The sequence below is a fragment of the Phaeobacter sp. A36a-5a genome (genome assembly GCF_037911135.1).
GTDB lineage: Bacteria > Pseudomonadota > Alphaproteobacteria > Rhodobacterales > Rhodobacteraceae > Phaeobacter > Phaeobacter bryozoorum.
Genome location: NZ_JBBLYU010000001.1, coordinates 427,614 through 451,216, shown reverse-complemented (window position 1 = coordinate 451,216; position 23,603 = coordinate 427,614). Strand labels below are relative to the sequence as shown.

General features: G+C 62.9%; 22 protein-coding genes. 10 read left to right on the top strand and 12 right to left on the bottom strand.

Features of this window, described 5'->3' with window-relative positions; all coding sequences use genetic code 11:
- Positions 1 to 75: 75 nt before the first annotated feature.
- The gene (locus tag WLQ66_RS02075; protein ID WP_340546284.1) at positions 76 to 585 is read right to left on the bottom strand and encodes a GNAT family N-acetyltransferase; all 510 of its coding nucleotides are present in this window, start codon (positions 583 to 585) and stop codon (positions 76 to 78) included.
- A 204-nt stretch (positions 586 to 789) separates the two neighbouring features.
- On the opposite strand from WLQ66_RS02075, the gene WLQ66_RS02070 reads away from it, so the two are divergent.
- Together WLQ66_RS02070 and WLQ66_RS02065 are read left to right on the top strand one after the other, a co-directional pair.
- Entirely contained in the window at positions 790 to 1,395 is a 606-nt protein-coding gene (locus WLQ66_RS02070; protein ID WP_340544673.1) for a flavin reductase family protein, read from the top strand.
- Positions 1,396 to 1,404: 9 nt separating this feature from the next.
- The gene (locus WLQ66_RS02065) at positions 1,405 to 2,046 is read left to right on the top strand and encodes a CatB-related O-acetyltransferase (RefSeq protein WP_340544672.1); all 642 of its coding nucleotides are present in this window, start codon (positions 1,405 to 1,407) and stop codon (positions 2,044 to 2,046) included.
- Positions 2,047 to 2,146: 100 nt separating this feature from the next.
- On the opposite strand, the gene WLQ66_RS02060 is transcribed toward WLQ66_RS02065, so the two are convergent.
- The gene (locus tag WLQ66_RS02060; RefSeq protein ID WP_340544671.1) at positions 2,147 to 3,787 is read right to left on the bottom strand and encodes a SulP family inorganic anion transporter; all 1,641 of its coding nucleotides are present in this window, start codon (positions 3,785 to 3,787) and stop codon (positions 2,147 to 2,149) included.
- Positions 3,788 to 4,159: 372 nt separating this feature from the next.
- On the opposite strand from WLQ66_RS02060, the gene WLQ66_RS02055 reads away from it, so the two are divergent.
- The 5 genes from WLQ66_RS02055 to WLQ66_RS02035 all read left to right on the top strand — a co-directional run bounded on the left by WLQ66_RS02055 (position 4,160) and on the right by WLQ66_RS02035 (position 8,418).
- Positions 4,160 to 4,453, top strand: a complete 294-nt coding sequence (locus WLQ66_RS02055) for a hypothetical protein (RefSeq protein WP_340544670.1) — start codon at positions 4,160 to 4,162, stop codon at positions 4,451 to 4,453.
- A gap of 147 nt (positions 4,454 to 4,600) precedes the next feature.
- Positions 4,601 to 5,476 (top strand): S-methyl-5'-thioadenosine phosphorylase, encoded by an 876-nt coding sequence (locus tag WLQ66_RS02050; RefSeq protein ID WP_340544669.1) that lies wholly within the window; start codon positions 4,601 to 4,603, stop codon positions 5,474 to 5,476.
- Between the two features lie 244 nt (positions 5,477 to 5,720).
- Positions 5,721 to 6,260 (top strand): adenine phosphoribosyltransferase, encoded by a 540-nt coding sequence (locus WLQ66_RS02045; RefSeq protein WP_008563170.1) that lies wholly within the window; start codon positions 5,721 to 5,723, stop codon positions 6,258 to 6,260.
- 218 nt (positions 6,261 to 6,478) lie between these two features.
- On the top strand, positions 6,479 to 6,955 hold the full coding sequence (locus tag WLQ66_RS02040; protein ID WP_340544668.1) for a fasciclin domain-containing protein: 477 nt from the start codon (positions 6,479 to 6,481) through the stop codon (positions 6,953 to 6,955).
- 242 nt (positions 6,956 to 7,197) lie between these two features.
- Positions 7,198 to 8,418: an MFS transporter gene (locus WLQ66_RS02035; protein WP_340544667.1), complete on the top strand. Its 1,221-nt coding sequence runs from the start codon at positions 7,198 to 7,200 to the stop codon at positions 8,416 to 8,418.
- Positions 8,419 to 8,436: 18 nt separating this feature from the next.
- Here WLQ66_RS02035 and WLQ66_RS02030 read toward each other — a convergent pair whose 3' ends face one another.
- The 10 genes from WLQ66_RS02030 to coxB all read right to left on the bottom strand — a co-directional run bounded on the left by WLQ66_RS02030 (position 8,437) and on the right by coxB (position 17,473).
- Positions 8,437 to 9,861, bottom strand: coding sequence for an FAD-binding oxidoreductase (locus WLQ66_RS02030; RefSeq protein ID WP_340544665.1), 1,425 nt, complete (start codon positions 9,859 to 9,861; stop codon positions 8,437 to 8,439).
- A 63-nt stretch (positions 9,862 to 9,924) separates the two neighbouring features.
- Complete coding sequence (locus tag WLQ66_RS02025) at positions 9,925 to 10,515, bottom strand: GNAT family N-acetyltransferase (RefSeq protein ID WP_260105589.1); 591 nt, start codon at positions 10,513 to 10,515, stop codon at positions 9,925 to 9,927.
- On the bottom strand, positions 10,515 to 11,777 hold the full coding sequence (locus tag WLQ66_RS02020; protein WP_340544663.1) for a M16 family metallopeptidase: 1,263 nt from the start codon (positions 11,775 to 11,777) through the stop codon (positions 10,515 to 10,517). Before WLQ66_RS02020 ends, WLQ66_RS02025 begins: the two co-directional genes overlap by 1 nt.
- On the bottom strand, positions 11,774 to 13,162 hold the full coding sequence (gene thrC / locus WLQ66_RS02015; RefSeq protein WP_340544661.1) for a threonine synthase: 1,389 nt from the start codon (positions 13,160 to 13,162) through the stop codon (positions 11,774 to 11,776). Before thrC ends, WLQ66_RS02020 begins: the two co-directional genes overlap by 4 nt.
- Positions 13,163 to 13,166: 4 nt before the next feature.
- Positions 13,167 to 13,841, bottom strand: a complete 675-nt coding sequence (locus WLQ66_RS02010) for an SURF1 family protein (protein ID WP_340544660.1) — start codon at positions 13,839 to 13,841, stop codon at positions 13,167 to 13,169.
- Positions 13,842 to 13,961: 120 nt separating this feature from the next.
- Positions 13,962 to 14,777, bottom strand: coding sequence for a cytochrome c oxidase subunit 3 (locus WLQ66_RS02005; RefSeq protein WP_340544658.1), 816 nt, complete (start codon positions 14,775 to 14,777; stop codon positions 13,962 to 13,964).
- A 24-nt stretch (positions 14,778 to 14,801) separates the two neighbouring features.
- Positions 14,802 to 15,389 carry a cytochrome c oxidase assembly protein gene (locus WLQ66_RS02000; RefSeq protein ID WP_340544656.1) on the bottom strand — a complete coding sequence of 196 codons (588 nt, stop codon included), beginning with the start codon at positions 15,387 to 15,389 and terminating at the stop codon, positions 14,802 to 14,804.
- Positions 15,389 to 15,568, bottom strand: a complete 180-nt coding sequence (locus WLQ66_RS01995) for a cytochrome c oxidase system small membrane protein (RefSeq protein ID WP_340544655.1) — start codon at positions 15,566 to 15,568, stop codon at positions 15,389 to 15,391. Before WLQ66_RS01995 ends, WLQ66_RS02000 begins: the two co-directional genes overlap by 1 nt.
- A 1-nt stretch (position 15,569) precedes the next feature.
- Positions 15,570 to 16,511: a heme o synthase gene (gene cyoE, locus WLQ66_RS01990; protein ID WP_340544654.1), complete on the bottom strand. Its 942-nt coding sequence runs from the start codon at positions 16,509 to 16,511 to the stop codon at positions 15,570 to 15,572.
- A gap of 122 nt (positions 16,512 to 16,633) precedes the next feature.
- Positions 16,634 to 17,473 carry a cytochrome c oxidase subunit II gene (gene coxB / locus WLQ66_RS01985; protein WP_340544653.1) on the bottom strand — a complete coding sequence of 280 codons (840 nt, stop codon included), beginning with the start codon at positions 17,471 to 17,473 and terminating at the stop codon, positions 16,634 to 16,636.
- Between the two features lie 199 nt (positions 17,474 to 17,672).
- Between coxB and tldD the strand changes: the two genes are divergently transcribed.
- From tldD to topA, 3 genes are all read left to right on the top strand, one after another.
- The gene (gene tldD / locus WLQ66_RS01980) at positions 17,673 to 19,094 is read left to right on the top strand and encodes a metalloprotease TldD (protein WP_340544652.1); all 1,422 of its coding nucleotides are present in this window, start codon (positions 17,673 to 17,675) and stop codon (positions 19,092 to 19,094) included.
- Between the two features lie 285 nt (positions 19,095 to 19,379).
- On the top strand, positions 19,380 to 20,618 hold the full coding sequence (dprA, locus tag WLQ66_RS01975; protein WP_340544651.1) for a DNA-processing protein DprA: 1,239 nt from the start codon (positions 19,380 to 19,382) through the stop codon (positions 20,616 to 20,618).
- A 113-nt stretch (positions 20,619 to 20,731) separates the two neighbouring features.
- Positions 20,732 to 23,419 carry a type I DNA topoisomerase gene (gene topA, locus WLQ66_RS01970; RefSeq protein ID WP_340544650.1) on the top strand — a complete coding sequence of 896 codons (2,688 nt, stop codon included), beginning with the start codon at positions 20,732 to 20,734 and terminating at the stop codon, positions 23,417 to 23,419.
- Positions 23,420 to 23,603: the final 184 nt, after the last annotated feature.

The following is a 23,603-nucleotide window of genomic DNA, read 5'->3' as shown; positions in this document are numbered from 1 at the left end:
AAAATGTTTGTCTTCCCGGCCCGTATTTCAAGATCTCGGTAACCTGCGCCTGCGATCCACCCCGATCAGCCCCGATCAGCCGGGGATCTGCGGCCCGCTCCAGCGCAGAACCCTGCCGCGCACATCGGCCCAGCCGCCAGCCGCCAGATCCAGACCCAGAACCCGCTCCGGGTTGGTCGGCGGCGGCATCTCGACCGCGGGCAGCAGCGAAAACCCAAAGCGCCGGTAATACGGCGCATCGCCCACCAGCAGCACCCTGCTCCAGCCGCGCTCCTCCGCCTTGGCCAGACTGTCGCGGATCAGGGCGCCGCCCAGCCCCTCGCCCTGATGGGTCGGGTGAACCGCCACCGGCCCCAGCAGCAGCGCCGGCAGGCCCGCCTCACCAATCCGCACCGGCCAGAAGCGGATCGCCCCGGCCAGAATACCGCCCTGATCGCGCGCCACCTGGCTCAGCCCGCTGACCGGCGGCACGTCGTCGCGCAAACGATAGGACGACAGCGCCTCGCGACCGGGCGCAAAGCACAGGTCATATAGCGCCTCGACCTCCCAGCGGTCCTCGGGCTGCTCTGCCTTCAACTCAATCACGCGCCCGCCTCCACGCCCGTCGCCGTCACCGCCCGCTGACCAGCCCAGCACCACCGAGGGATTTGCCCCACAGCGCGCTGCAAACTCTTCACGCAGGCTGGTCATCGCCCTAACACGGGCGTAAGCCTTGGGCAAACCCCGGCAGCCGGATCCGCAAGCAATACCAGCAGGCTACCGGCCCGGCTCAGACTTGGAGACCAGCATATGTTCTACCGACCCGAGAGCGGCCACGGGCTGCCGCACAACCCGTTCAACGCCATTGTCACCCCGCGCCCCATTGGCTGGATTTCCACCCGTGCGGCCGATGGCACCAACAATCTGGCGCCCTATTCCTTCTTCAATGCCGTCGCCTATGAACCGCCGCAGGTGATGTTTGCCTCCACCTCGGCCAAGGACGATCAGGACGGCACCAAGGACAGCGTGGCCAATATCGCCGAAACCGGCGTGTTCTGCGTCAATGTTGTCTCCTACGCGCTGCGGGATGCAATGAACGCCAGTTCCGCAGCCCTGCCGAAGGGGGTGGATGAATTTGCCCACGCGGGTCTGGAGATGGCCGCCTGCGAAACCATTCCCTGCGGTCGTGTCGCCGCCGCCCCGGCTGCGCTGGAATGCCGCCTGACGCAGATCGTGACCCTTCCCGGCACCGCCAACAAGGTGGTCTTTGGTGAGGTGGTCGGCGTCCATCTCGACGACAGCTGCCTGATCGACGGGACTTTCGATGTGACCCGCTTCCAGCCGCTGGCGCGCCTTGGCTACCGTGACTACTCTGTGGTGCGGGATCTGTTTTCCCTCACCCGCCCGGATGAATGAGGCCCAGAAATGCCGTTACCCGACCCAAAGAAACGCCATCCGATCACCCTGCCCGATGGCAGCGCCCATGCCGGCACGGTGATGCTGTCGGAGGCGATTGATCACCCGAATTTCACCATCGGCGCCTTCACCTATGCCTCCGCCTTTGAACCGCCGTCGGACTGGGCCAGCCGTCTGGCGCCCTATCTCTTTGCCGGATCGCGCGAGCGGGTGGTGATCGGCAGATTCTGCCAGATCGCCGAGGGCGTGCGCATCATCACCGCCTCTGCCAATCACGCGCAGGACGGGCTCAGCTGCTATCCTTTCCCGGTGTTCGATCAGACGCAGATGACCGGATTTCAGCCCGATACCCGCGACACGGTGATCGGCGATGATGTCTGGATCGGCTATGGCGCGATGATCCTGCCGGGGGCGCGGATCGGGGATGGCGCCATCATCGGTGCCGGTGCGGTGGTGCGCGGGTCAATCCCGCCCTACGCCATCGTGACCGGCAACCCCGGCACCGTCCACAGCTACCGCTTCACCAAACCGCAGATCGCGCGCCTGCTTGGCCTGAAATGGTGGGACTGGCCCGCCGACCTGATCTCGCGCGCTGAACCTGCGCTCTTGTCCGGTGACCTCGACATGCTGGAGACCCTGGCACCGGACTGACCAAGCTTTGCCCGAGAGCGCCGTTCAATCACCGTAAAACGAGAAAACCCGCGACGCCGATGGTGTCGCGGGTTTCTTCTTTCAGATGCCACGGGACAGCTTAGTGGCCGCCCAGGATCCCGGTCTTGACCGAGTAGTCCACCGCCAGCGCATAGTCAGGGTCATCGTCGCTATCGACCATCAGATGCCCGGCCTTGGTCAGAAGCTGATGGCAATCACGGCTCAGATGCCGCAGCACCAGCGCCTTGCCCTCGGCCTCATACTTGCCCGCCAGCGCCTCGATCGCCTGTAGCGCCGACTGGTCCACCACCCGGCTGCGGGCAAAGTCCACGATCACATGATCCGGGTCATTCGCCACATCGAACAGCTCGATGAACCCGTCGGTCGAGCCAAAGAACAGCGGCCCCTCGATCTCATAGACCTTGGCGCCCTTGTCGGTCGCGGATTCGCGGGTATAGGCGTGGATGCGGCGGGCGTTGTTCCAGGCATAGGCCAACGCCGAGACGATCACGCCCACAACCACCGCAATCGCAAGGTCGGTCATCACCGTCACCACGGTCACCAGCACAATGACAAAGGCGTCCATCATGGGCACTTTGGTCATCACCTTGAAGCTGTTCCAGGCAAATGTGCCGATCACCACCATGAACATCACGCCCACCAGCGCCGCCAGCGGGATCTGCTCGATCAGCGGCGAGGCCACCACGATAAACGCCAGCAGGAACAGCGCCGCAGCAATGCCCGCAATCCGCGTCCGACCGCCGGATTTCACGTTGATCATCGACTGGCCGATCATCGCACAGCCGCCCATGCCGCCAAAGAAGCCTGTGACCACATTGGAGGCCCCCTGCGCGATACATTCCTGGCTTGCCCCGCCCCGCTTGCCGGTGATTTCACCAACCAGGTTCAGCGTCAGCAGGCTCTCGATCAGGCCGATCGCCGCGAGGATCACCGCATAGGGCAGAATGATCCACAGCGTCTCCAGCGTGAAGGGGGCCAGCGCGGTGCCGTAAAGGCCTTCACCCGTGCCAAACGGATTGTGGAAGGAGGGGAAACTGCCCTTGATCGAGGCCATATCGCCCACCGTCGGCACGTCAATGCCCAGCGCAATCACCAGTGCCGCCACGATGCCGATCCCGGCCAGTGGCGCCGGAACGATGGCGGTGATCTTGGGCGTGCCCCAGATGATCAGCATGGTCAGCCCCACCAGCCCCAACATCATGATCAGCTGCGACCCTGCCAGCCAGGCCTCGGTATTGTCCGGGTCCTTGAACTGCGTCAGCTGCGCCAGGAAGATCACAATCGCCAACCCGTTCACAAAGCCGAGCATCACCGGATGCGGCACCAGCCGGATGAATTTCCCCCAGTGCATGACACCTGCAAAGATCTGCAAGATCCCCATCAGCACCACGGTGGCAAAGAGGTATTCCACCCCGTGCTGCGCCACCAGCGCCACCATCACCACCGCCAGCGCGCCGGTCGCACCCGAGATCATCCCGGGCCGCCCGCCGAACACCGCGGTGATCAACCCGACCATAAAGGCCGCATAAAGCCCCACCAGCGGGTGCACGCCCGCCACAAAGGCAAAGGCGACCGCCTCCGGCACCAGCGCCAGCGCCACGGTCAGGCCCGACAGCAATTCGGTGCGCACACGGCCCACGGTAAAGCCCTCGTCCTGCATGATGGAGAGATTGGGCGGTGAAATCTGTTTGGCGAGCGTCGCCATAATGCCGCGGGTCATGGGGTCACCTGTGATCGGGAAAGGGTATCGTTAGCGCCCGCCCCTAGCGGAATTCCGCCAGTGGGGCAAGGGCAGCCCCCGTTACCGCCCGCTCAGCGCCCAACAGGTCAGCCCTCCTGTCCAAATGTTTCGCACGCGAAACATTGCGGCAGCGCTGCTGACATTCAACTTAAGAGTTTAGCAGCACTTAACCACTCGCCTCGCTTTGATTGGCCCACAATCCATCGGACGGTTCTCATAATTGGAATTGGAGAATATGTGATGCAAGGCGCCAACAAGATAACGGATTTAAGGACGATGCAGGAAGGCGAGCTTTCCCCAGCAGATGAAAAGCGCATCGCCGCCAGCTCTCGAGCTTCACCAGATCGTGTTATGTGCGATCTGAACCCTCAAATCCGCAGTGACCGATCTGCGAAGCCCGCCGGTCATTGGAGCGAGACAACCATTCCCGGCCGCGACTGGGAAAGCTTCTCAGCCATCGCCTATGCCGCCGACGTCGTGGTTCCGATCATCGACTTCGGCCAGACCGAGGCCTGGGCACCCTCCACCACCCGTGGCCCTGCGGGTGTGATCCTGTGGTGGGCACGCTGGGTCTTCACCCTTGCAGGCTGGATCGTCACCGCCCTTGGCGCGGCGGCTTTGACCGGGACCATCCGGCGCGAATAGCGCCCGCCTGTCATCTTTCTCCAAATACTCTCGCCGAAGGCCTTGCTACCGCCCACAGGGCGGCAGCAATCAAATCCCCCGTCGCGCTTGTCAAACCGGGGCCTCCTCGGGCAGAACGGCAAGGACCAGCTTCAGGGGACAGAACACGTGACACAGGAAACAATGATTGCCGTCATCGGCGGCTCGGGCCTCTATGACATCGACGGGCTGCAAAACGCAGAATGGGTCTCGGTTGAGACGCCCTGGGGGGCGCCCTCGGATCAGATCCTGACCGGCAACCTCGATGGTGTGAAAATGGCCTTCCTGCCCCGCCACGGGCGCGGCCATGTGCATTCGCCGACCGAAGTGCCCTACCGGGCCAATATCGACGCGCTGAAACGGCTCGGCGTCACGGATGTGTTTTCGATCTCCGCCTGCGGCTCCTTCCGCGAGGAGATGGCGCCGGGGGATTTTGTCACTGTCGATCAGTTCATCGACCGCACCTTCGCGCGCGACAAGAGCTTCTTCGGCACCGGCTGCGTGGCGCATGTCAGCGTGGCCCATCCGACCTGCGAGCGGCTGTCCGATGCGGCAGAGACCGCGGCGCGGGACGCGGGCATCACTGTGCATCGCGGCGGCACCTATCTCTGTATGGAAGGGCCGCAGTTCTCCTCCATGGCCGAAAGCAAGATGTACCGCAGCTGGGGCTGCGACGTGATCGGCATGACCAATATGCCGGAGGCCAAGCTCGCCCGCGAGGCTGAGCTTTGCTACGCTTCCATCGCCATGGTGACGGATTTCGACAGCTGGCACCCGGATCATGGCGCGGTGGAGATCACCGACATCATCGCCACCCTGACCGGCAATTCCGCCAAGGGCCGTGCGCTGGTGCAGCGGCTGCCTGCGCTGCTGGGGGCGACCCGCGTGGCCTGCCCGCATGGCTGCGACCGCGCGCTGGAACATGCCATCATGACGGCGCCGGAAAAACGCGATGCCGCGCTTCTGGCCAAACTGGATGCGGTTGCCGCACGGGTTCTGGGCTGACCGGCTGCCGGGGCCGCCGAGGCGGCCTCGGCATACCGACCGCCCGGTCTGGTAACGGTTGATTATCGCCTCCGCCGCTGGTTCCGAAAGGCCACAGCCGCGCCGGTTGAGAGCAGCCACCCCATCCGCCCCCTTGCCTGCGCCAAGAGCATCAGCGACATATCATTGGTCGCGTCGCCCGCTAGGGGCCGCAGGCGCCAGAGATCAGACGACCCATTCCAGACGACCAAAAAGGGGACACCCCATGGCCCGCAAGACTGCTGTCAAAGACTACATCCGCACCATCGTGGATTTCCCCCATGAGGGCATCATGTTCCGCGATGTCACCACGCTGTTTGCCGATCCGCGCGGGTTTCGCATGGCGATCGACCAGATGCTGCACCCCTATGCGGGCGAGCAGATCGACAAGGTTGTCGGGCTTGAGGCGCGCGGTTTCATCCTTGGTGGCGCCATCGCCCACCAGCTGAGCGTCGGTTTTGTGCCGATCCGCAAGAAGGGCAAGCTGCCCGGCACCACCATCAGCCAGGAGTACAAGCTGGAATATGGCGAGGCGATCATGGAGATCCATGACGACGCGATCCAGCCCGGAGAGAAGGTTCTGGTGGTCGATGACCTTCTGGCCACCGGCGGCACCGCGGCGGCGGGCATCAAGCTGATCGAGCGGCTCGGCGGTGAGATCGTCTCCTGTGCCTTCATCATCGACCTGCCGGAGCTTGGCGGCCGCAAGGTGCTCGAAGATCTGGGCATGGATGTCACCGTGCTCTGCGAATTCGAAGGCGCCTGAGCCTCTGCAAATAGGGTTGGATCACCCCTTAATTGCAAAGAGCACCCAGCGTTCAATCACATAATTGTGAGTGGAAATTCTAAAAGCGCGCGGCTTAGGCGGCGCGCTTTTCTTGTCAACATGCAGGTGGCGGAAACCCGCCAGATCCAAACCGCAGACCTCGCCGTAATACCGTCAATGCCGACACAGGCAGGTAACCCAGACAGAGGACTGTACTCATGATCCGCAAGACACTTCTGACCGCCGCCGCCACTCTCTCCCTGACCACCTCGGCTTTTGCCGGTGGTCACGCAAAGGACATCGTTGACACGGCTGCGGGTGCCGGTGACTTCTCGACCCTGGTCGCCGCTGTTGAAGCTGCTGGCCTGGTCGACACCCTGAAAGGCGACGGTCCCTTCACCGTGTTTGCCCCGACCGATGCCGCCTTTGCCGCCCTGCCCGAGGGCACCGTCGAAGAACTGCTGAAGCCTGAAAACAAGGACAAGCTGATCGAGATCCTGACCTACCACGTGGTGCCAGGCAAGGTGATGTCCGGTGATCTGGTCGATGACATGAAGGCCGCCACCGTTCAGGGCAGCGAAATCACCATTGATCTGGACAGCGGCGTGATGGTCGATGAGGCCAAGGTGGTGACCGCCGATATCGAGGCTGAAAACGGCGTCATTCACGTCATTGATACCGTGATCATGCCCTGAGCCTACGGGTGGGTCGGCCAGCGAAGCGGTTCGCGCGGCCACCACCCACAGGTGGCGTGAACGCAGCCCGGCGATCTTTTTCCTTTCGGATCGCGGGATGCCTCAGCGCCACCATCGGCAGCGGCGGCCCGAGACGTCGCTGCCGAGACCCTTTGCAACGATAGCAGCCTTTAGGCCTCTCTCCCCCGGTAACAGGCGTTATTATCGTTGCAGCATGTCGGCGCGTCTCCTAGCGTGCCGACATGTCTACATCCGCAATCCTCGACAGCCGCTACTCCTGGACCAGACTTCTGGTGACGCTGGCCATTGCCACCGTCGCCAATGTCGGCATGTGGGCGGTGATTGTGGTGATGCCTGCGGTCGAAGCCGAGTTTGGCGCAGGCCGTGCGGCGGCGTCGCTACCCTATACATTGACGATGATCGGCTTTGCCGTTGGCAATCTGGTGATTGGCCGTCTGGTAGACCGGTTTGGCATCACGCTGGCGCTCTGCGCGGCGGCGGCGCTCAGCGCGGTGAGCTACGGGCTGGCGATGCTGGCGCCGGATATGCTCTGGCTGTCGGCGGCACATCTGTTTCTGGGGCTTGGCACGGCAGCGGGGTTTGGTCCGCTGATCGCCGATATTTCGCATTGGTTCCAGCGGCGGCGCGGCATCGCGGTGGCGCTGGTGGCCAGTGGCAACTACCTCTCCGGGGCGATCTGGCCGACCGCCCTTGCCGATATGCTGGCCGAAAGCGGCTGGCGCAGCGTTTACGCCACATTGGCAATGGTCACGCTGCTGGTGGTCGTGCCTTTGTCCGTGGTGCTGCGGCGGCGCATCCCGGTGGACGCCCTGGGCCACAGCGCAGCCGCATCCGCCAGCAACGCGGCCCGGGCCGGGCTCTCTCCGCGCCAGCTCCAGTGGATTTTGGGGCTGGCCGGTATTGGCTGCTGCGTCGCCATGTCGATGCCGCAGGTCCATATCGTGGCCTATTGCGTCGGGCTGGGCTACGGCCCCACGGTGGGCGCCGAGATGCTGTCGCTGATGCTGCTGGGCGGCGTGGTCAGCCGGGTGATTTCGGGGCTGGTCGCGGATCGGTTCGGCGGCGTACGCACGCTGCTGGTGGGCTCCATCCTGCAATGTATCGCGCTGTTTCTATACCTGCCCTATGACGGCATGGTCTCGCTTTATCTGGTCAGCGCCATCTTTGGCCTGGCGCAGGGCGGGATCGTTCCCAGCTATGCGCTGGTGGTGCGGGAATACATGCCCCCAGAGGAAGCCGGAACGCGAGTTGGTTTCGTAATGATGATGACCATCCTCGGCATGGCGCTGGGAGGCTGGATGTCCGGCTGGATCTACGACGTCAGCGGGTCCTATCAGCTGGCCTTTGTGAACGGGATCCTGTGGAACGGGCTCAACATCGCGATCATGGTGCTGCTGCTGATGCGCAGCCGACCGGCGCGGCCCCGGATGCAACCGGCCTAACGACGGTACCACCACTGCCTAGTCTGCCAGTGGCACCACCGCGCCGGGGTTCATGATGCCATGCGGATCAAGCGCCTGTTTGATCGCCCGCATTGCCGCCAGTTTGACCGGATCGCCATATCGCGCCAGATCGGCGACCTTCAGCCGCCCGATGCCATGTTCGGCGCTGACCGAGCCGCCGTAGTCATGGGTCAGATCATGGACGCAGCGTTTCACCTCATCGCGCAGATGCTCATAGGCGCTGCGGTCCCGCCCCTGCGCCGGAAAGACATTGTAATGCAGATTGCCGTCGCCCAGATGGCCAAAGCAATTGATCCGCATATCTCCCAGAGCCGCCAGACGCTTGCCACCTTCGACAATGAAATCGGGGATGCGCGAAATCGGGATCGAGATATCATGGCTGGAGACCGAGCCGATGCGGCGGTTGCCTTCCGGGATATGTTCGCGCACCGACCATAGCGCCTGCCGCTGCGCCTCAGACTGGGCGATGACGCCATCGCTGCTCAGCCCCGCTGCCAGCGCCGTCTCAAACAGCTGCGCCAAGGCATCCTGCGGGGCGCTGCCCTGCGGCAGTCCAAGATCAATCAGCACGCACCAGTCCGGCAGGTCGCTGAAGGGCAGCCGCAGATCTGGCAGGGTTTCGCGCAGGAACTCAAGCCCCTGCCGGTGGATCAGTTCGAAGGCGCTGATCGTCTCGCCCAGCTGGTCCCGCGCCATCGCCAGCAGATCAATCGCCGCCGCGGGCGAGGCCACTGTCAGCATCGCGGTGCCCTGTTCGGCCGGAATCGCGGAGAGTTTCAGCGACGCTGCCGTGATAATGCCCAGCGTGCCCTCGGCCCCGATCAGCAGGTTGCGCAGATCATAACCGGTGTTGTCCTTGCGCAGGCGGCTGAGGCCCTGCCAGATCTCGCCGGTTGGCAGCACGGCTTCCAGTCCCAGACAGAGATCGCGGGCATTGCCGTAGCGCAGAACATTGACGCCGCCGGCATTGGTCGAAAGGGTGCCGCCGATGCGGGCGGTGCCCTCGGCGGCGAGTGACAGCGGGAACAGTCGGCCCGCTTCGGTGGCGGCGCGTTGCACGTCGGCCAAGATCATGCCCGCCTCAACCGCGATAACGTTCTCCTGCGGGTAAACTCCGCGCAGGGCGGTCATCCGTTCCAGCGAAATCACCAGCGGCGCCGGCCCCCCGGCACCCATGATCTGACCGCCGACCAGTCCGGTGCCGCCGCCATAGGGCACCACCGGCACATGGGCTGCATGGGCCGCGCGCAGAACCGTCGCGACCTCGTCGGTGCTGCGCGGCAGGGCGATGACCCCCGCCTGCCCGTGATAGCGGCCACGCGGCTCTTCCAGATAACGCGGTTCAGCCGGGCGCAGGGTATCGGCAGGCAGCACCGCGCGCAGATGGTCGACAAAACCGGTGTCCGCAGGGTTCAGGGTCATACGCATCTCTCCTAATGCCGTGCTGTGGGGTCGGCCCTCGCGTTGACCGCGCGCGCCGCGGCCTCAGGCCTGGCCGACCTGCGTGCGTCCGCGCCGGTCATGGCGCAGGGAAGCATATAGAACGTGGGTACGCCAGCGCCCGTTGATTTGCAGATAGGATTGCGCCACACCTTCATATTTGAAGCCCGCACTCTCCAACAGCCCGCGCGAGGCGGCGTTTTCCGGCAGACAGGCCGCCTCGATCCGGCTGAGGTCCAGCTTGGTAAAGGCGTGATGCACCACGGCCCCGATCGCCTCACGCATATAGCCGTGGCGGGCAAAGGGCTGACCGGTCCAATACCCCAATGTGCCCGCCTGCGCAGGCCCACGACGGATATTGTCGAGGGTGATTGCCCCGATCAGCAGCTGATCGCTGCGCCGGATCAGGAACAGCGGCAGCGCCGAACCGGAGCTGACCGCCCGGCGCGCCCAATAGACCCGATTGGTGAAGCTCTTGCGGCTCAGGTGATCCGCCGCCCAGCTCGGTTCCCACGGGGTGAGATAGCCCTGGCTGTGCTGGCGCAGCGCCGCCCAGTCGCGAAAATCCGCATGAACCGGCGGCCTGAGAGTCAGGCGTTCGGTCTCGATACGCACCTTGCGTCCGGTCAGCAACATCAGGCCGCGCGCCTCTCCTGCAGAGCGGCCAGCGGGGCGGCATCGCCCACCGGACCATAGAGCGCCAAAGCCATCGAGGCCCGGTGGGCCATCTCTTCGGCCATGGCGCGCACATCGGCAGTGGTCACCGCGTCGATCCGCGCCACGGTCTCCTCAAGCGGCGGCACCTTGTCCCAGATCTGCACCAGCCGTGCCAACCGTTCGGCGCGGTTGGTGGGGCTTTCCAGCCCCATCAACATCCCCGCCTTCATCTGCGCCCGAGCCCGGTCCACCTCGGCGTCGCTCATATCACTGGCGGCGCGCTTCATCTCATCGATGGTGATGCCAGCCAATTCATCCAGCTGATCGCCGGAGGTGCCTGCATATAGCGTGAGCGTGCCGGTATCGGCATAGGCGCCGGTCTGGGCAAAGATGGTGTAGCACAGCCCGCGTTTTTCACGCACCTCCTGGAACAGGCGGCTCGACATGCCGCCCCCCAGTGCGCTGGAGTAGATCTGCGCGGTATAGATCGCATCGTCGCGGTAGCCCGGCCCCTCAAACGCCAGTGCGATATGGGCCTGTTCCAGCGCCTTTTCATGGCGCGCCTCACCGCCCGTGAAGCTGGCCGCTGCGGGCATAATCAACGTCTTGGGGGGCATTTTGCCAAACAGCTCTTCGGCCAGTTTGACAATAGCATCGTGATCCACCGCACCGGAGGCGGCAAGGATCATCTGGCCGGGGCCATAATGTTCCGAGACAAAGCGTTCCAGATCTTCGCGGCCAAAGGCCCGCACCCGTTCGGCGGGGCCAAGGATGGTGCGGCCAATGGGCTGATCGTGATAGCTTTCTTCCTGAAGCCAGTCGAAAATCACATCATCGGGCGTATCCAGCGCCTGACCGATTTCCTGTAGGATCACGCCACGCTCAATCTCGATCTCGCGCGGGTCGAACACCGGTTTCAGAACGATGTCGGCCACGACATCCAGCGCCAGAGGTACATCCTCCTGCAACACGCGGGCGTAATAGGCGGTCACTTCGCGGCTGGTGTAGGCGTTGATATAGCCGCCAACATCCTCGATCGCCTCGGCAATCTCCAGCGCGCTGCGCCGCTTGGTGCCTTTGAACGCCATATGCTCAAGAAAATGAGCGATGCCGTTCTGCTCGATCCGCTCGTTCCGCCCGCCTGCGGTCACCCAGATGCCGATGGCGGCAGATTGCAGCCCCGGCATGGTTTCGGTGACGATCCTGAACCCGTTGGCGAGTTGGTGCTGTTGAACTGTCAATTCGCGATGTGCTTTCTGATATGTGTCTCAAGAGTGGTCAGATCATTGGCGATCCGCGTCACCCGCTCCGATCTGTCATACAGATCTGCCATGCGCGGGGGAAGAGGCGGATGAACGCCGCTGGCAGCCTCGACCGCAGCCGGGAATTTCGCCGGATGGGCGGTGGCCAGAGTCACCATCGGGACCGATGTGTCACGCTGTTCATTGGCGACTTTCACGCCGATGGCGCTATGCGGGCAGAGCAGCTCACCCGAGGCGGCGCGTTCGGATTTGATGGTGGCGGAGGTTTCCTCCTCCGAGCAGCGACCGGACACGTAATGCTCCTGCAGGGCCTGCATGGCGCCCTTGCTCACCTCGAAACCGCCTGTCTTCAGCTCCTCCATCAGCTGAGCCACTGCCGCGCCATCTTGCCCGTAGGCATAGAACAGCGCGCGTTCAAAGTTAGACGAGACCTGGATGTCCATCGACGGGGAGATCGACGGAATGGTTTCGCCCTTGTGGTAGCCCTGCCCGCTCAGGCAGCGATGCAGGATATCGTTCTGGTTGGTGGCGACCACCAGCTTGTCGATGGGCAGGCCCATCTGCTTGGCGATGAAACCTGCAAAGATGTCGCCGAAATTGCCGGTCGGCACGGTGAAGCTGATCTTGCGCTCCGGCGCGCCCAGCGACACGGCGGAGGTGAAGTAATAGACCACCTGTGCCAGCACGCGGGCAAAGTTGATCGAGTTCACGCCGGCCAGTTTCACCTCATCGCGGAAGTCGAAGTCGTTGAACATATCCTTCAGCGCGGCCTGGCAATCGTCGAAGTCACCATCCACGGCAAGCGCATGCACATTGGAATCGGTGGGCGTGGTCATCTGGCGGCGCTGCACCTCGGACACCCGGCCATGCGGATAGAGGATAAAGACATTGACCGCCTCCAAGCCACCAAAGGCCTGGATCGCCGCCGATCCGGTATCGCCGGAGGTGGCGCCGACGATGGTCACGCTGTCGCCGCGCCGTTTCAGGGCGGTTTCAAACAGCTGGCCGATCAGCTGCATCGCGAAATCCTTGAACGCCAGCGTCGGGCCGTGAAACAGCTCCAGCAGGAAATGGTTCGGCGCCAGCTGCACCAGCGGCGCGCGGGCGGCGTGGCCAAAGCCGTCATAGGCGCGGGCGATGATGCCGCGGAATTCCTCATCCGTGAAGCAATCCCCAAGGAAGGGGCGCATCACGCGAAAGGCGACCTCCTCGTAGGAGAGACCGGCAAGGGCCGCGATCTCATCCTTCGACATGGTCGGGATTTCCGTCGGCACGTAAAGACCGCCGTCACGGGCAAGCCCGGTCAGCATGGCATCTTCAAAGGTCAGCTCGGGCGCCTGGCCCCGGGTCGAGATATATTTCATCGCTTCAGCCTTCGGATTTGGGGCGCGAGCGCCACAGGAAATAAGTGGTCATCGCGGCCCAGATAAGGGCCAGCGAAAACCAGGTGATCGCGTATTGCAAGTGATTGTTCTGAATGCCCGCCGTGGTCACCGGCTGTGGTGTCACCGCTGCATCTGGGGCGACGCTGCGGGCCACAATCAGCACCGGTTCAGTGTCGAGCCGCTCTGCCATATAGGCCAGATCGCGGGCATAGAGGATATTGGTGTCAACTTCGGGGGCCGGTGTGGTCCAGTCGGCTTCATCCGGCCACAGCAGGTTGCCGGTAACCGTGACCGGACCAAACGCGCGCGCGCGCTCCTTGGCGGCGGAGGCAATGAACCCGCGGTCCAGAAGCAGGCGGCGGCCCTCCTCCGTCACCAGAGGGGCGATGATGCGATAGCCGGTCTCTGCCGCCTTGGTCACCCAGAAGACATGAAGTTCGCCCGGCTCGATCCGACCGCGGACTATGACGGCACGGTAACGGTCGTCTTCCTCGGTCGGGGTCAGCGGCAGCGCCGTCGGCGCAGCGGCGATGCGCGCCTCGATGGTCTGAAGCAGGTCTTCTTTCCACTCCAGTCTCTGGATCTGCCAGATCCCCAGCGACAGCAGCGCCATGAGGCCCAGACCGCCAACAAGGGAGAGAAAGATCAACCGTCGCATCGCGCCGTCCTTGCGAATGAGAAAGCGCGCGGAGCATGGCTCCGCGCGCTGCATGTCTTACGGGGTCAGGTCGGGATTCGAAACCTTAAACCTGTACCCGTTACAATTCGGGCGATGCCCTTAGTGGGCGAGACCGGCGGTGCCCCAGACGTAGACCGCCACGAAGAGGAACAGCCAGACCACGTCAACGAAGTGCCAGTACCAGGCGGCGGCTTCAAAACCCACGTGCTGCTCGGGGGTGAAATCCCCCTTCATCGCGCGGATGAGGCAGACGGTCAGGAAGATGGTGCCGATGATCACGTGGAAACCGTGGAAACCGGTCGCCATGAAGAAGTTCGAGTAGAACTCATCGCCGCCGAACTGCCAGCCTTCGTGCAGCAGGTGGGCATATTCATAGCCCTGCAGGAAGGTGAAGAAGATGCCCAGAACGATGCCGATGGCCAGACCCTGGATCAGCGCCTTGCGGTCGTTGTTGTGAACCAGCGCGTGGTGCGCCCAGGTCACCGCACAGCCCGACAGCAGCAGCACCAGCGTGTTGATCAGCGGCAGGTGGAAAGCATCGACCGGGTAGATCTCGGGCGCTGCATAGGCGGTGCCGACATAGGTCTCCATCGGGTAGATCGCATGTTTGAAGAACGACCAGAACCAGGCGAAGAAGAACATCACTTCGGACATCACAAAGAGGATGAAGCCATAGCGCAGGCCGATCCGCACCACTGGGGTGTGATCCCCCTGGCGCGCCTCGGCGACAACCTCTGCCCACCAGGCATAGGCGCTGTAGACCACCATGACAAAGCCGCCCCAGAACGCATAGGCGGTGATCCCGTGCATCCACAGAACCGCACCGAACAGCATGATGAACGTGCCAAGCGAGCTGAGCAGAGGCCAGATCGACGGCGGAAGAATATGATAGTCGTGATTTTTAGCGTGCGCCATTTAAGTGTCCCTCACCAAAGCGGCCTAGTTCGTGTTTGTGCCTGCCCCGGCTGTATCACCGGTTTCAAGGGCGGCATACCCTTCTGGCAGATCGATTTCATAGAATGTGTACGACAGCGTGATCGTATGCACGTATTTTCCGTCACGATCCTCGACAATTTCGGGATCGACAAAGAAGGTCACGGGCATTTCGACCCGCTCCCCCGGTTGCAACACCTGCTCCTCAAAGCAGAAGCAGGCAATTTTCTCAAAGAAGGCACCAGCCGAATAAGGCGTCACATTATAGGATGCCTGACCCGCGACCGGGCGGTCGGTGGGGTTGTAGGCCTCGTAGAAAGCCAGCCCTGTCTCGCCGATCTTGATCTTCATCTCACGCTCAACCGGGGTGAATTCCCACGGCATGTTGCGTTCCTTGGAGGCGTCAAAGCGTACGGTGATGGTCTGATCCAGAACGGTATCCGACCCCTTCTCGGCAACGCCCGTCACACCGCCAAAGCCGGTCACCCGGCAAAACCAGTCATAGAACGGCACCGATGCCCAGGCGAGGCCGCCCATCAGGACAACAACACCAACCAGCTGTACGACGGTTTTCTGTGGTCCCTGCAATGCCATCAGCCCTGCCCCTCACTCTGCTCTGCGGCGGAGGCGTTCGGGAATTTGAACCCCGCCGATGTGACCTTGACGATGGTCAGCGCCAGCACCAGCACCACAAAAGACCCCAGCAGAACGCCGACACCGATATTGCGTCCCTTACGTCTCTGGTGCAGCTCATGTTCTTTGCGCAGGCTCATATTACCAGCCTCCCAATCCGTAGGGTTTCAGAACCGCCTCGGCCAGGATCGCGCCAAAATGCAGGAACAGGTAGAGCAGCGACAGCTTGAAGAAACTGCGCTCCACCTTGAAGTTGTCGGCCTCGCTGTCGTCTTCATCGCGGCGCGAGATTTTCCAAGCGCCATGCAGGAACAGTGCGTTCAGCACCAGCGCCACCACCAGATAGATCGGGCCACCAACGCCGGAGAAGGCGGTGCCAACAGCCAGCAGGGCCAGCAGGGCGGTGTAGATCAGAATATGTTTGCGGGTCGACCGGCGGCCATGGGTCACGGTCAGCATCGGCACGCCCGCATCGTCATAATCCGAGCGCATGAACAGCGCTAGCGCCCAGAAATGCGGCGGTGTCCACATGAAGGTCAGAGCAAACATCAGCCAGGGTTCAACGGCCATGCTGCCGGTCGCTGCAATCCAGCCGATCACCGGCGGGAAGGCCCCCGCGGCACCGCCGATGACGATATTCTGCGGCGTCGCCCGTTTCAGCCACATGGTGTAGATCACCACATAGAAGAAGATGGTGAAGGCGAGGAACGCCCCGGCAAACACGTTGGTCGCCAGCGCCAGCATGATCACCGACAGGCCCGACAGCGCCAGCCCCAACGCCAGTGCCTCGCCCGGTTCGACCTTGCCTGCGGGGATCGGGCGGCTCTTGGTGCGTTTCATCACCTGGTCGATATCGGCGTCCCACCACATGTTCAGCGCGCCGGAGGCACCGCCACCGATGGCGATGAACAGGATGGCGCTGAAACCGATGACAGGGTGCACCCCGACCGGCGCGGCCAGCAGACCCACCAGCGCCGTGAACACCACCAGAGACATGACACGCGGTTTGAGCAGGGCAAAATAATCCCCGAACTCCGCGTCCCCCTGCTGGACGGTGCTGGCGTTGATGCTTGCGTCAGTCATGGTGCTCTCTTTTGATCGTGAACAATCTTTGCCAAAGCGGGCGCGCGACGTGGCGCGGCCCGATCCGATTTCACGTGATAGCTAGGCGGCGCCCGCCCGAAGGCAAGCGCCTGTCGTGTCGCTCAGTTGGAGGCGACCTGATAGGACTGGGGCAGACCGGCGTATTCTTCGATCGCGCCTTCCAGCCAGGCGTCATAGGCCTCCTGGCTCACCACTTTCACGGTGATCGGCATATAGGCGTGGTCCTTGCCGCAGAGTTCGGAGCACTGACCAAAGTAGATGCCTTCCTTGTCAGCCTTGAACCACAGTTCGGCCAGACGACCCGGAACCGCATCCTGCTTCACACCAAAGGCCGGTATGGTCCAGGAGTGGATCACGTCCGCGCCGGTCACCTGCATCACGACGGTCTTGCCAACGGGAACAACGACGGCGGTGTCGGTGGCCAGCAGATACTCGTCTTCGGCATAGCCGTTGGCTGCCAGATCTTCCTTGGCCAGCATGAAGCTTTCAAAGCCGAACTCGTGGTCGACATATTCATAGCCCCAGTACCACTGGTAGCCGGTCACCTTGATGGTGAGGTCACCCTCGGGGATTTCCTGCTGGCGGAACAGTTCCGGCAGCGAGAAGGACCCGATGAAGACCAGGATCAGGATCGGCACAACGGTCCATGCGATTTCAATCGGCGTGTTGTGGGTGAACTGTGACGCATTCGGGTTGGCGCGACGGTTAAAGCGCAAGATCGCATAGAGCAGCAGCCCGCCAACGAACACACAAACAGCGGTGATGATCACCAGAATCATGTAATCCAGAGAATGGATGCCTTCGGCAAGCTCGGTCGCCGCGGGCTGGAAGCCGAGGCCGCCGTCAACCGGCTTGCCAATGGTTTCCAGACCGTCTTGCGCGATAGCTGGAAGGCTCGAGAGGCCCGAAAAAAGGCCTGAAAGCATCAAAGCGTTCTTCATGTCATGTCCTGATCAGTTGATCGGTTGATCGAGTTATTCCTGCGCCGACGTCCTATGTCGGAAGTTTGATTCCACAAAACGCGCCGGACCCGTTGTCTTTGACGCTGCTAAAAATCATATTCCATCGTGCAGTTAAAGAGGAATGCTCGCGTCAAAGCGTCGCTTTCTTGATTTAGATCAAAAAAACCGAGGTCAAACCATGGATACCGCAGCCTTCCGCCCGTTTGAAACCACCCTGCCCGAGGACGAGGCCCTGGGGGTGCTGCGTCAGGCGCTCGCGGGGGCCGATGATGGCGAGATTTTCGTCGAACGGCGCAAGTCGGAGGCGCTGGTGTTCGACGATGGGCGGCTGCGCAACGCCAGCTATGACGCTGCCGAGGGGTTCGGACTGCGCGCCGTCAATGGCGAGGTGGCCGGTTATGCCCATTCCACCGATGTCTCGATCTCCGGTCTGAAGCGCGCGGCCGAGACCGCACGGCTCGCCGTGGGCGATGGCGGCGGCACCATGGCCCCGCCGCCGGTGCGCACCAACACCAGACTTTATACTGAGGATGATCCGATTGGCGCTATGCCCTTTGCCGTAAAGGTAGAGACGCTGCGCGAGATCGACGCCTTTGCCCGCGATCAGGACTCGCGCGTGGTGCAGGTCTCTGCCGCGCTGGCGGCTTCGCTTCAGGAGGTGGAGATCCTGCGCGCCGATGGCACCCGGGTGCGGGACGTGCGCCCAATGACCCGGCTCAATGTCTCGGTGATCGTGGAACAGGACGGTCGACGCGAAAGCGGCTCTGCCGGTGGCGGTGGCCGCGTCGGGCTGGATGGTCTGGTCGCGCCCGCAGACTGGCAGGCCAAGGTCCGCGAGGCGCTGCGTATTGCCTGCGTGAACCTTGAGGCGGTGCCCGCCCCGGCCGGGGAAATGGATGTGGTGCTTGGCCCCGGCTGGCCCGGTATCCTCCTGCATGAGGCCATCGGCCATGGGCTGGAAGGCGATTTCAACCGCAAGGGCTCTTCGGCCTTCGCAGGTCTGATGGGCCAGCAGATCGCGGCCAAGGGCGTGACCGTGTTGGATGACGGCACCATCCCGGACCGACGCGGCTCCATCACCATTGATGACGAAGGCACCCCCAGCCAGAAAACCACCCTGATCGAGGACGGCAAGCTGGTCGGCTTTATGCAGGACCGACAGAACGCCCGGCTGATGGGGGTGGAGAGCACCGGCAACGGGCGCCGTCAGAGCTATGCCCATGCGCCGATGCCACGGATGACCAACACCTATATGCTGGGCGGCGATGCCAACCCGGACGATCTGGTGGCCTCCATCAAGGATGGCATCTGGGCTGTCGGCTTTGGCGGCGGTCAGGTGGACATCACCAATGGCAAATTCGTCTTCTCCTGCACCGAGGCCTACCGGGTGAAGGACGGCAAGGTCGGCGCACCGGTGAAGGGGGCAACCCTGATCGGCGATGGCGCCACGGCCCTGAACAAGATCCGCGCGCTTGGCAATGACATGGCGCTGGACCCCGGCATGGGCAATTGCGGCAAGCAGGGGCAATGGGTGCCGGTCGGCGTGGGGCAACCCACAGTCCTGATGGGCGGGCTGACCGTTGGCGGTTCCGCCACCTGACCTCATCCCCCCATACGCATCAGACCTAAGATCAGAATCGCCGCCGTGTCGCTAACCAACCGACTCGGCGGCATTTTTCGTTGATTTTACGATTTGCAGCAGTCTCACAGCGGCCCTGCAAGGCCCCCCGCAGCACGGTCAAACGCCCAAAGGTTGCGAAATTTTACTTGCAGTAGAACGTGTTAGAATTGAGTTTTTTAAAAATATTGCCTTTAATTCTCTATGTTCATCACCTGTTAACCACTCAAGAGCTAATCATAGTCTTGCAACAAGGCGGAGCGCAGGATGACCGAAGAAGCACATTCTTCCACTCACCCCCCACTCCCACCCACCACGGAAGATATTCGGATTTCCTGGCTCCGCCTGTTGCGCTCAAGACGTGTTGGCGCGGTGACGTTTCACCGTCTCCTCGCGAAATATGGGTCAGCGCAGAACGCGCTATCCGCGTTGCCTGAAATGGCACGCGCCGCTGGCATTAAAGGGTATGAAACATGCTCTGTCGATGCGGCACTCGCCGAAATCAAGGCCGCAGAAGCCGCCAATGCGCGGCTTTTGTGCTTTGGTGAGGCCAATTATCCCTCACATCTGGCCGCGCTGCGCGACGCCCCGCCCCTGCTCTGGGCTGTTGGCGATCCGGCCCTGCTGCACCAGCCCACCATCGCCATCGTCGGCGCCCGCAACGCCTCCTCCCTTGGGGTGCGCATGGCCCGCGCGCTGGCACGGGACCTGGGCGAAGCGGGCTATTGCATCATCTCCGGGCTGGCCCGCGGGATCGACACCGCCGCACATATGGCGGCCCTGCGCACCGGCACCTGCGCCGTGATGGCAGGTGGTGTTGATGTCATCTACCCGACCGAAAACACCCGCCTCGCCGGGGATATTGCCGAACAGGGGCTGATGATCTCCGAACACCCGCCGGGCATGTCGCCGAAAGCCCGGCATTTTCCGGCCCGCAACCGCATTATCGCAGGGGCGGCGCAGGCCGTGGTGGTGGTCGAGGGGGCCGCCAAATCCGGCTCTTTGATCACCGCGCGCGATGCGCTGGATCTGGGCCGTGACGTGCTGGCCGTGCCCGGCCATCCGTTTGATGCCCGCGCGGCTGGCTGCAACATGCTGATCCGCGACGGCGCCCAGCTGGTGCGCAACGCGCAGGACGTGATCGAGGCGCTGCCGCCAATGGATCTGTCGCACCGTGTGGTGGCGGAACTGTCGGATCGCCCGGTGCCACCGCCGGAGGCTGCCGCCAGTGCCCGCCTCACCGAACTGCCGCCACCACCGAAGGAGCGGCGCAATCTGCGCGACACCGCAGCGCTGCACCAACAGATCCTCGACCGGCTCGGCCCCGCCCCGACGGCGGAGGATCAACTGGTCCGCGATCTGGCGATCCCCTCGCGTGATTTGGCACCGGCGCTCACCGATCTGGAGCTGTCCGGCGCCGTGGCCCGCGCGGCGGGCGGAATGCTGGTTCGCAGTGATTTCGATGCGACGTCAGACAGCACGGCCACGCCCAAGCCCCAGCGCTGATTGACGCATCAGCCCCCGGTCATTCGATGCCGGATTGACAATCTCCCCTTGCACCCCACATGTTGCCCCGCCATAGAGCGCCCGCAGCCCGTCCCATAGAGGTTTTCGAATTTATGCCCGTTGTTGTTGTAGAATCCCCAGCTAAAGCCAAGACAATCAACAAGTATCTTGGCTCAGACTACACGGTTCTGGCCTCATACGGACATGTGCGCGACCTGCCTGCTAAGAATGGATCGGTCGAACCGGACGATGATTTTGCGATGACCTGGGAGGTTGGCGCCGACAGCCGCAAACACATCAAGGCCATCGCCGACGCGCTGAAAGACGACAACGCCCTGATCCTCGCGACCGACCCCGATCGCGAAGGCGAGGCGATCAGCTGGCACCTGCAGGAAGCGCTGACCAAGCGCCGCTCGATCAAGAAGGACACCGCCGTCAGCCGCGTCACCTTCAATGCGATCACCAAGGAAGCGGTCGCCGAGGCGATGAAGAACCCCCGTCAGGTGGATATGCCGCTGGTCGAGGCCTATCTGGCGCGGCGCGCGCTGGACTATCTTGTCGGCTTCAACCTGTCGCCGGTGCTATGGCGCAAGCTGCCCGGTGCCCGTTCTGCCGGGCGCGTGCAGTCGGTCTGCCTGCGCCTGATCGTTGAGCGCGAGCTGGAAATCGAAGCCTTCAACCCGCAGGAATACTGGTCGGTAAAGGCGAGCCTAGCAACGCCGCGCGGCCAGGAATTCGAAGCCCGTCTGACGGTTCTGGGCGGCGACAAGCTGGACAAATACAGCCTGGCCAATTCCACCGCCGCCGAACTCGCCGTTCAGGCAGTTGCCAGCCGCGACATGGTGGTGCAGTCGGTCGAGGCTAAACCCGCCTCCCGCAACCCCTCCGCACCTTTCATGACCTCGACCCTGCAACAGGAAGCCAGCCGCAAATTCGGCATGGGCGCCAAGCAGTGCATGAATGCAGCACAGCGTCTCTATGAGGCAGGCTACATTACATATATGCGAACCGACGGCATCGACATGGCGCCCGAGGCCGTGCAGGAGGCCCGCGCCGAAATCGCCAAACGCTACGGCGCCGAATATGTGCCGTCATCGCCACGCATCTACAAGAACAAGGCCAAGAACGCGCAGGAAGCTCATGAATGTATCCGCCCCACCGAGATGGGCCGCGATGCCAAGAGCCTGAAGGTCTCCGAAGATGATCAGCGCAAGCTTTATGACCTGATCTGGAAGCGGACCCTCGCCTGCCAGATGGAAGGCGCACGTCTCGAGCGGACCACGGTTGATATCGGCTCCAAGGACGCGCAGGTGGTGCTGCGTGCCACCGGTCAGGTGATGCTGTTTGACGGGTTCCTGCGGGTCTATGAAGAGGGCCGCGACGATGTCGTGGACGAAGACGACAAGCGCCTGCCCCAGATCATGCAGGGAGAGGCGCTGAAGTTCGCGCCCACGCTGGGGCCACAGGCGGAAAAGGCCGATACCGGTGCCGCCATCCTCTCCGACAGCAAATCCGTGCTGGGCCTGCAACACCACACCCAGCCACCGCCGCGCTTCACCGAGGCGACATTGGTCAAACGCATGGAAGAGCTGGGGATCGGGCGCCCCTCCACCTATGCGTCTGTCATCACCACGATTCAGGACCGCGAATATGTCCGCAAGGACAAGAACCGCCTGTTCCCCGAAGACAAGGGCCGGATTGTCACCATCTTCCTGCTGAATTTCTTTCGCACCTATGTCGGCTATGAATTCACCGCCAATCTGGAAGGCGAGCTGGATGACGTCAGCGCCGGCCAGCGCGATTACAAGGATATTCTGGGCAAATTCTGGCGCGATTTCTCGGCAGCCATTGCCGAAACCTCAGATCTGCGCATCACCGAGGTGCTGGATGTGCTGGACGCAGCACTTGCGCCGCAGCTTTATCCCCCGCGTGAGGATGGCGGCGATCCGCGTATCTGCCCCAAATGCGGCGCGGGCCAGCTGCACCTCAAGACCTCGCGCACCGGCGGCTTTGTCGGCTGCGGCAATTATCCCGAATGCAACTACACCCGCCCGATCTCCGGCGAGGGTGCCGAAGGCTATGAGCGGATCCTGGGCGAAGACGACGGTGATGAGATCCACCTGAAATCCGGCCGCTTCGGGCCTTATGTGCAGCGCGGCGAGGCGACGCCTGAGAACAAGAAGCCGCCGCGTTCGTCGCTGCCCAAACAGGGGCGCGACTTCCTGCCGGGCTGGGGCCCGAATGAGATCGGGCTGGAACAGGCGGTGACCCTGCTGACCCTGCCCCGCGAGGTTGGCCAACATCCCGAAGGCGGCGTGATTCAGGCCAATCTGGGCCGCTTTGGCCCCTATATCGCGCATCAGAAACCGGATGAGGACAAGCCGGTCTATGTCAATCTCAAGGAGACACTCGATGTTTTTGAGATCGGTATGAACCGCGCGGTTGAAATGCTGGCGGAAAAGCGCGCCAACCCCGGTCGCGGCCGTCGCGCCGCAGCCAAGGCGCTGAAGGAGCTTGGCGAGCACCCGGAAAGCGGCGGCGCCATCAGCATCATGGACGGGCGCTACGGGCCATATGTCAAATGGGAGAAGGTCAATGCGACCCTCCCGAAGGATGTCGAGCCCAAGGATGTGACGGTCGAGATGGCGCTGCAGCTGATCAGCGAGAAGGTCGGCAAATCCGGTGCCACGAAAAAGGCTCCGGCCAAGAAAGCGGCGGCAAAGAAGACCACCGCGAAGAAAACCACGTCCAAAAAGACCACCAAGAAGAAAGCCGCCGAAGCCAGCAGCGACGAAGGCTGACCCTTTCCGCCGGTGCCCGGATCGGGATCCTGTTGCAGCCGCCCGACCATTGTTGCGGCGGCCATCAGCGCCCCCGGTCGGCCCGGTCTGGCGCCAAGGCCCGATCGCAACTGCTCCCGCCCGGTCAGCCCCGTCTGACGACGGACCTCGACCCGTTGGGCATAGCGCCGCTGGCGTCGGCAGC

Coding starts and splice junctions, on each gene's coding strand:
- dprA (WP_340544651.1), top strand. CDS start 19,380: ATGACCGAAGAAGCACATTCTTCCACTCACCCCCCACTCCCACCCACC.
- WLQ66_RS02035 (WP_340544667.1), top strand. CDS start 7,198: ATGTCTACATCCGCAATCCTCGACAGCCGCTACTCCTGGACCAGACTT.
- WLQ66_RS02070 (WP_340544673.1), top strand. CDS start 790: ATGTTCTACCGACCCGAGAGCGGCCACGGGCTGCCGCACAACCCGTTC.
- WLQ66_RS02000 (WP_340544656.1), bottom strand. CDS start 15,389: ATGGCATTGCAGGGACCACAGAAAACCGTCGTACAGCTGGTTGGTGTT.
- WLQ66_RS02040 (WP_340544668.1), top strand. CDS start 6,479: ATGATCCGCAAGACACTTCTGACCGCCGCCGCCACTCTCTCCCTGACC.
- WLQ66_RS02005 (WP_340544658.1), bottom strand. CDS start 14,777: ATGGCGCACGCTAAAAATCACGACTATCATATTCTTCCGCCGTCGATC.
- WLQ66_RS01995 (WP_340544655.1), bottom strand. CDS start 15,568: ATGAGCCTGCGCAAAGAACATGAGCTGCACCAGAGACGTAAGGGACGC.
- WLQ66_RS02055 (WP_340544670.1), top strand. CDS start 4,160: ATGTGCGATCTGAACCCTCAAATCCGCAGTGACCGATCTGCGAAGCCC.
- WLQ66_RS02030 (WP_340544665.1), bottom strand. CDS start 9,861: ATGACCCTGAACCCTGCGGACACCGGTTTTGTCGACCATCTGCGCGCG.
- WLQ66_RS02010 (WP_340544660.1), bottom strand. CDS start 13,841: ATGCGACGGTTGATCTTTCTCTCCCTTGTTGGCGGTCTGGGCCTCATG.
- thrC (WP_340544661.1), bottom strand. CDS start 13,162: ATGAAATATATCTCGACCCGGGGCCAGGCGCCCGAGCTGACCTTTGAA.
- tldD (WP_340544652.1), top strand. CDS start 17,673: ATGGATACCGCAGCCTTCCGCCCGTTTGAAACCACCCTGCCCGAGGAC.
- WLQ66_RS02025 (WP_260105589.1), bottom strand. CDS start 10,515: ATGTTGCTGACCGGACGCAAGGTGCGTATCGAGACCGAACGCCTGACT.
- WLQ66_RS02045 (WP_008563170.1), top strand. CDS start 5,721: ATGGCCCGCAAGACTGCTGTCAAAGACTACATCCGCACCATCGTGGAT.
- coxB (WP_340544653.1), bottom strand. CDS start 17,473: ATGAAGAACGCTTTGATGCTTTCAGGCCTTTTTTCGGGCCTCTCGAGC.
- cyoE (WP_340544654.1), bottom strand. CDS start 16,511: ATGACTGACGCAAGCATCAACGCCAGCACCGTCCAGCAGGGGGACGCG.
- WLQ66_RS02065 (WP_340544672.1), top strand. CDS start 1,405: ATGCCGTTACCCGACCCAAAGAAACGCCATCCGATCACCCTGCCCGAT.
- topA (WP_340544650.1), top strand. CDS start 20,732: ATGCCCGTTGTTGTTGTAGAATCCCCAGCTAAAGCCAAGACAATCAAC.
- WLQ66_RS02060 (WP_340544671.1), bottom strand. CDS start 3,787: ATGACCCGCGGCATTATGGCGACGCTCGCCAAACAGATTTCACCGCCC.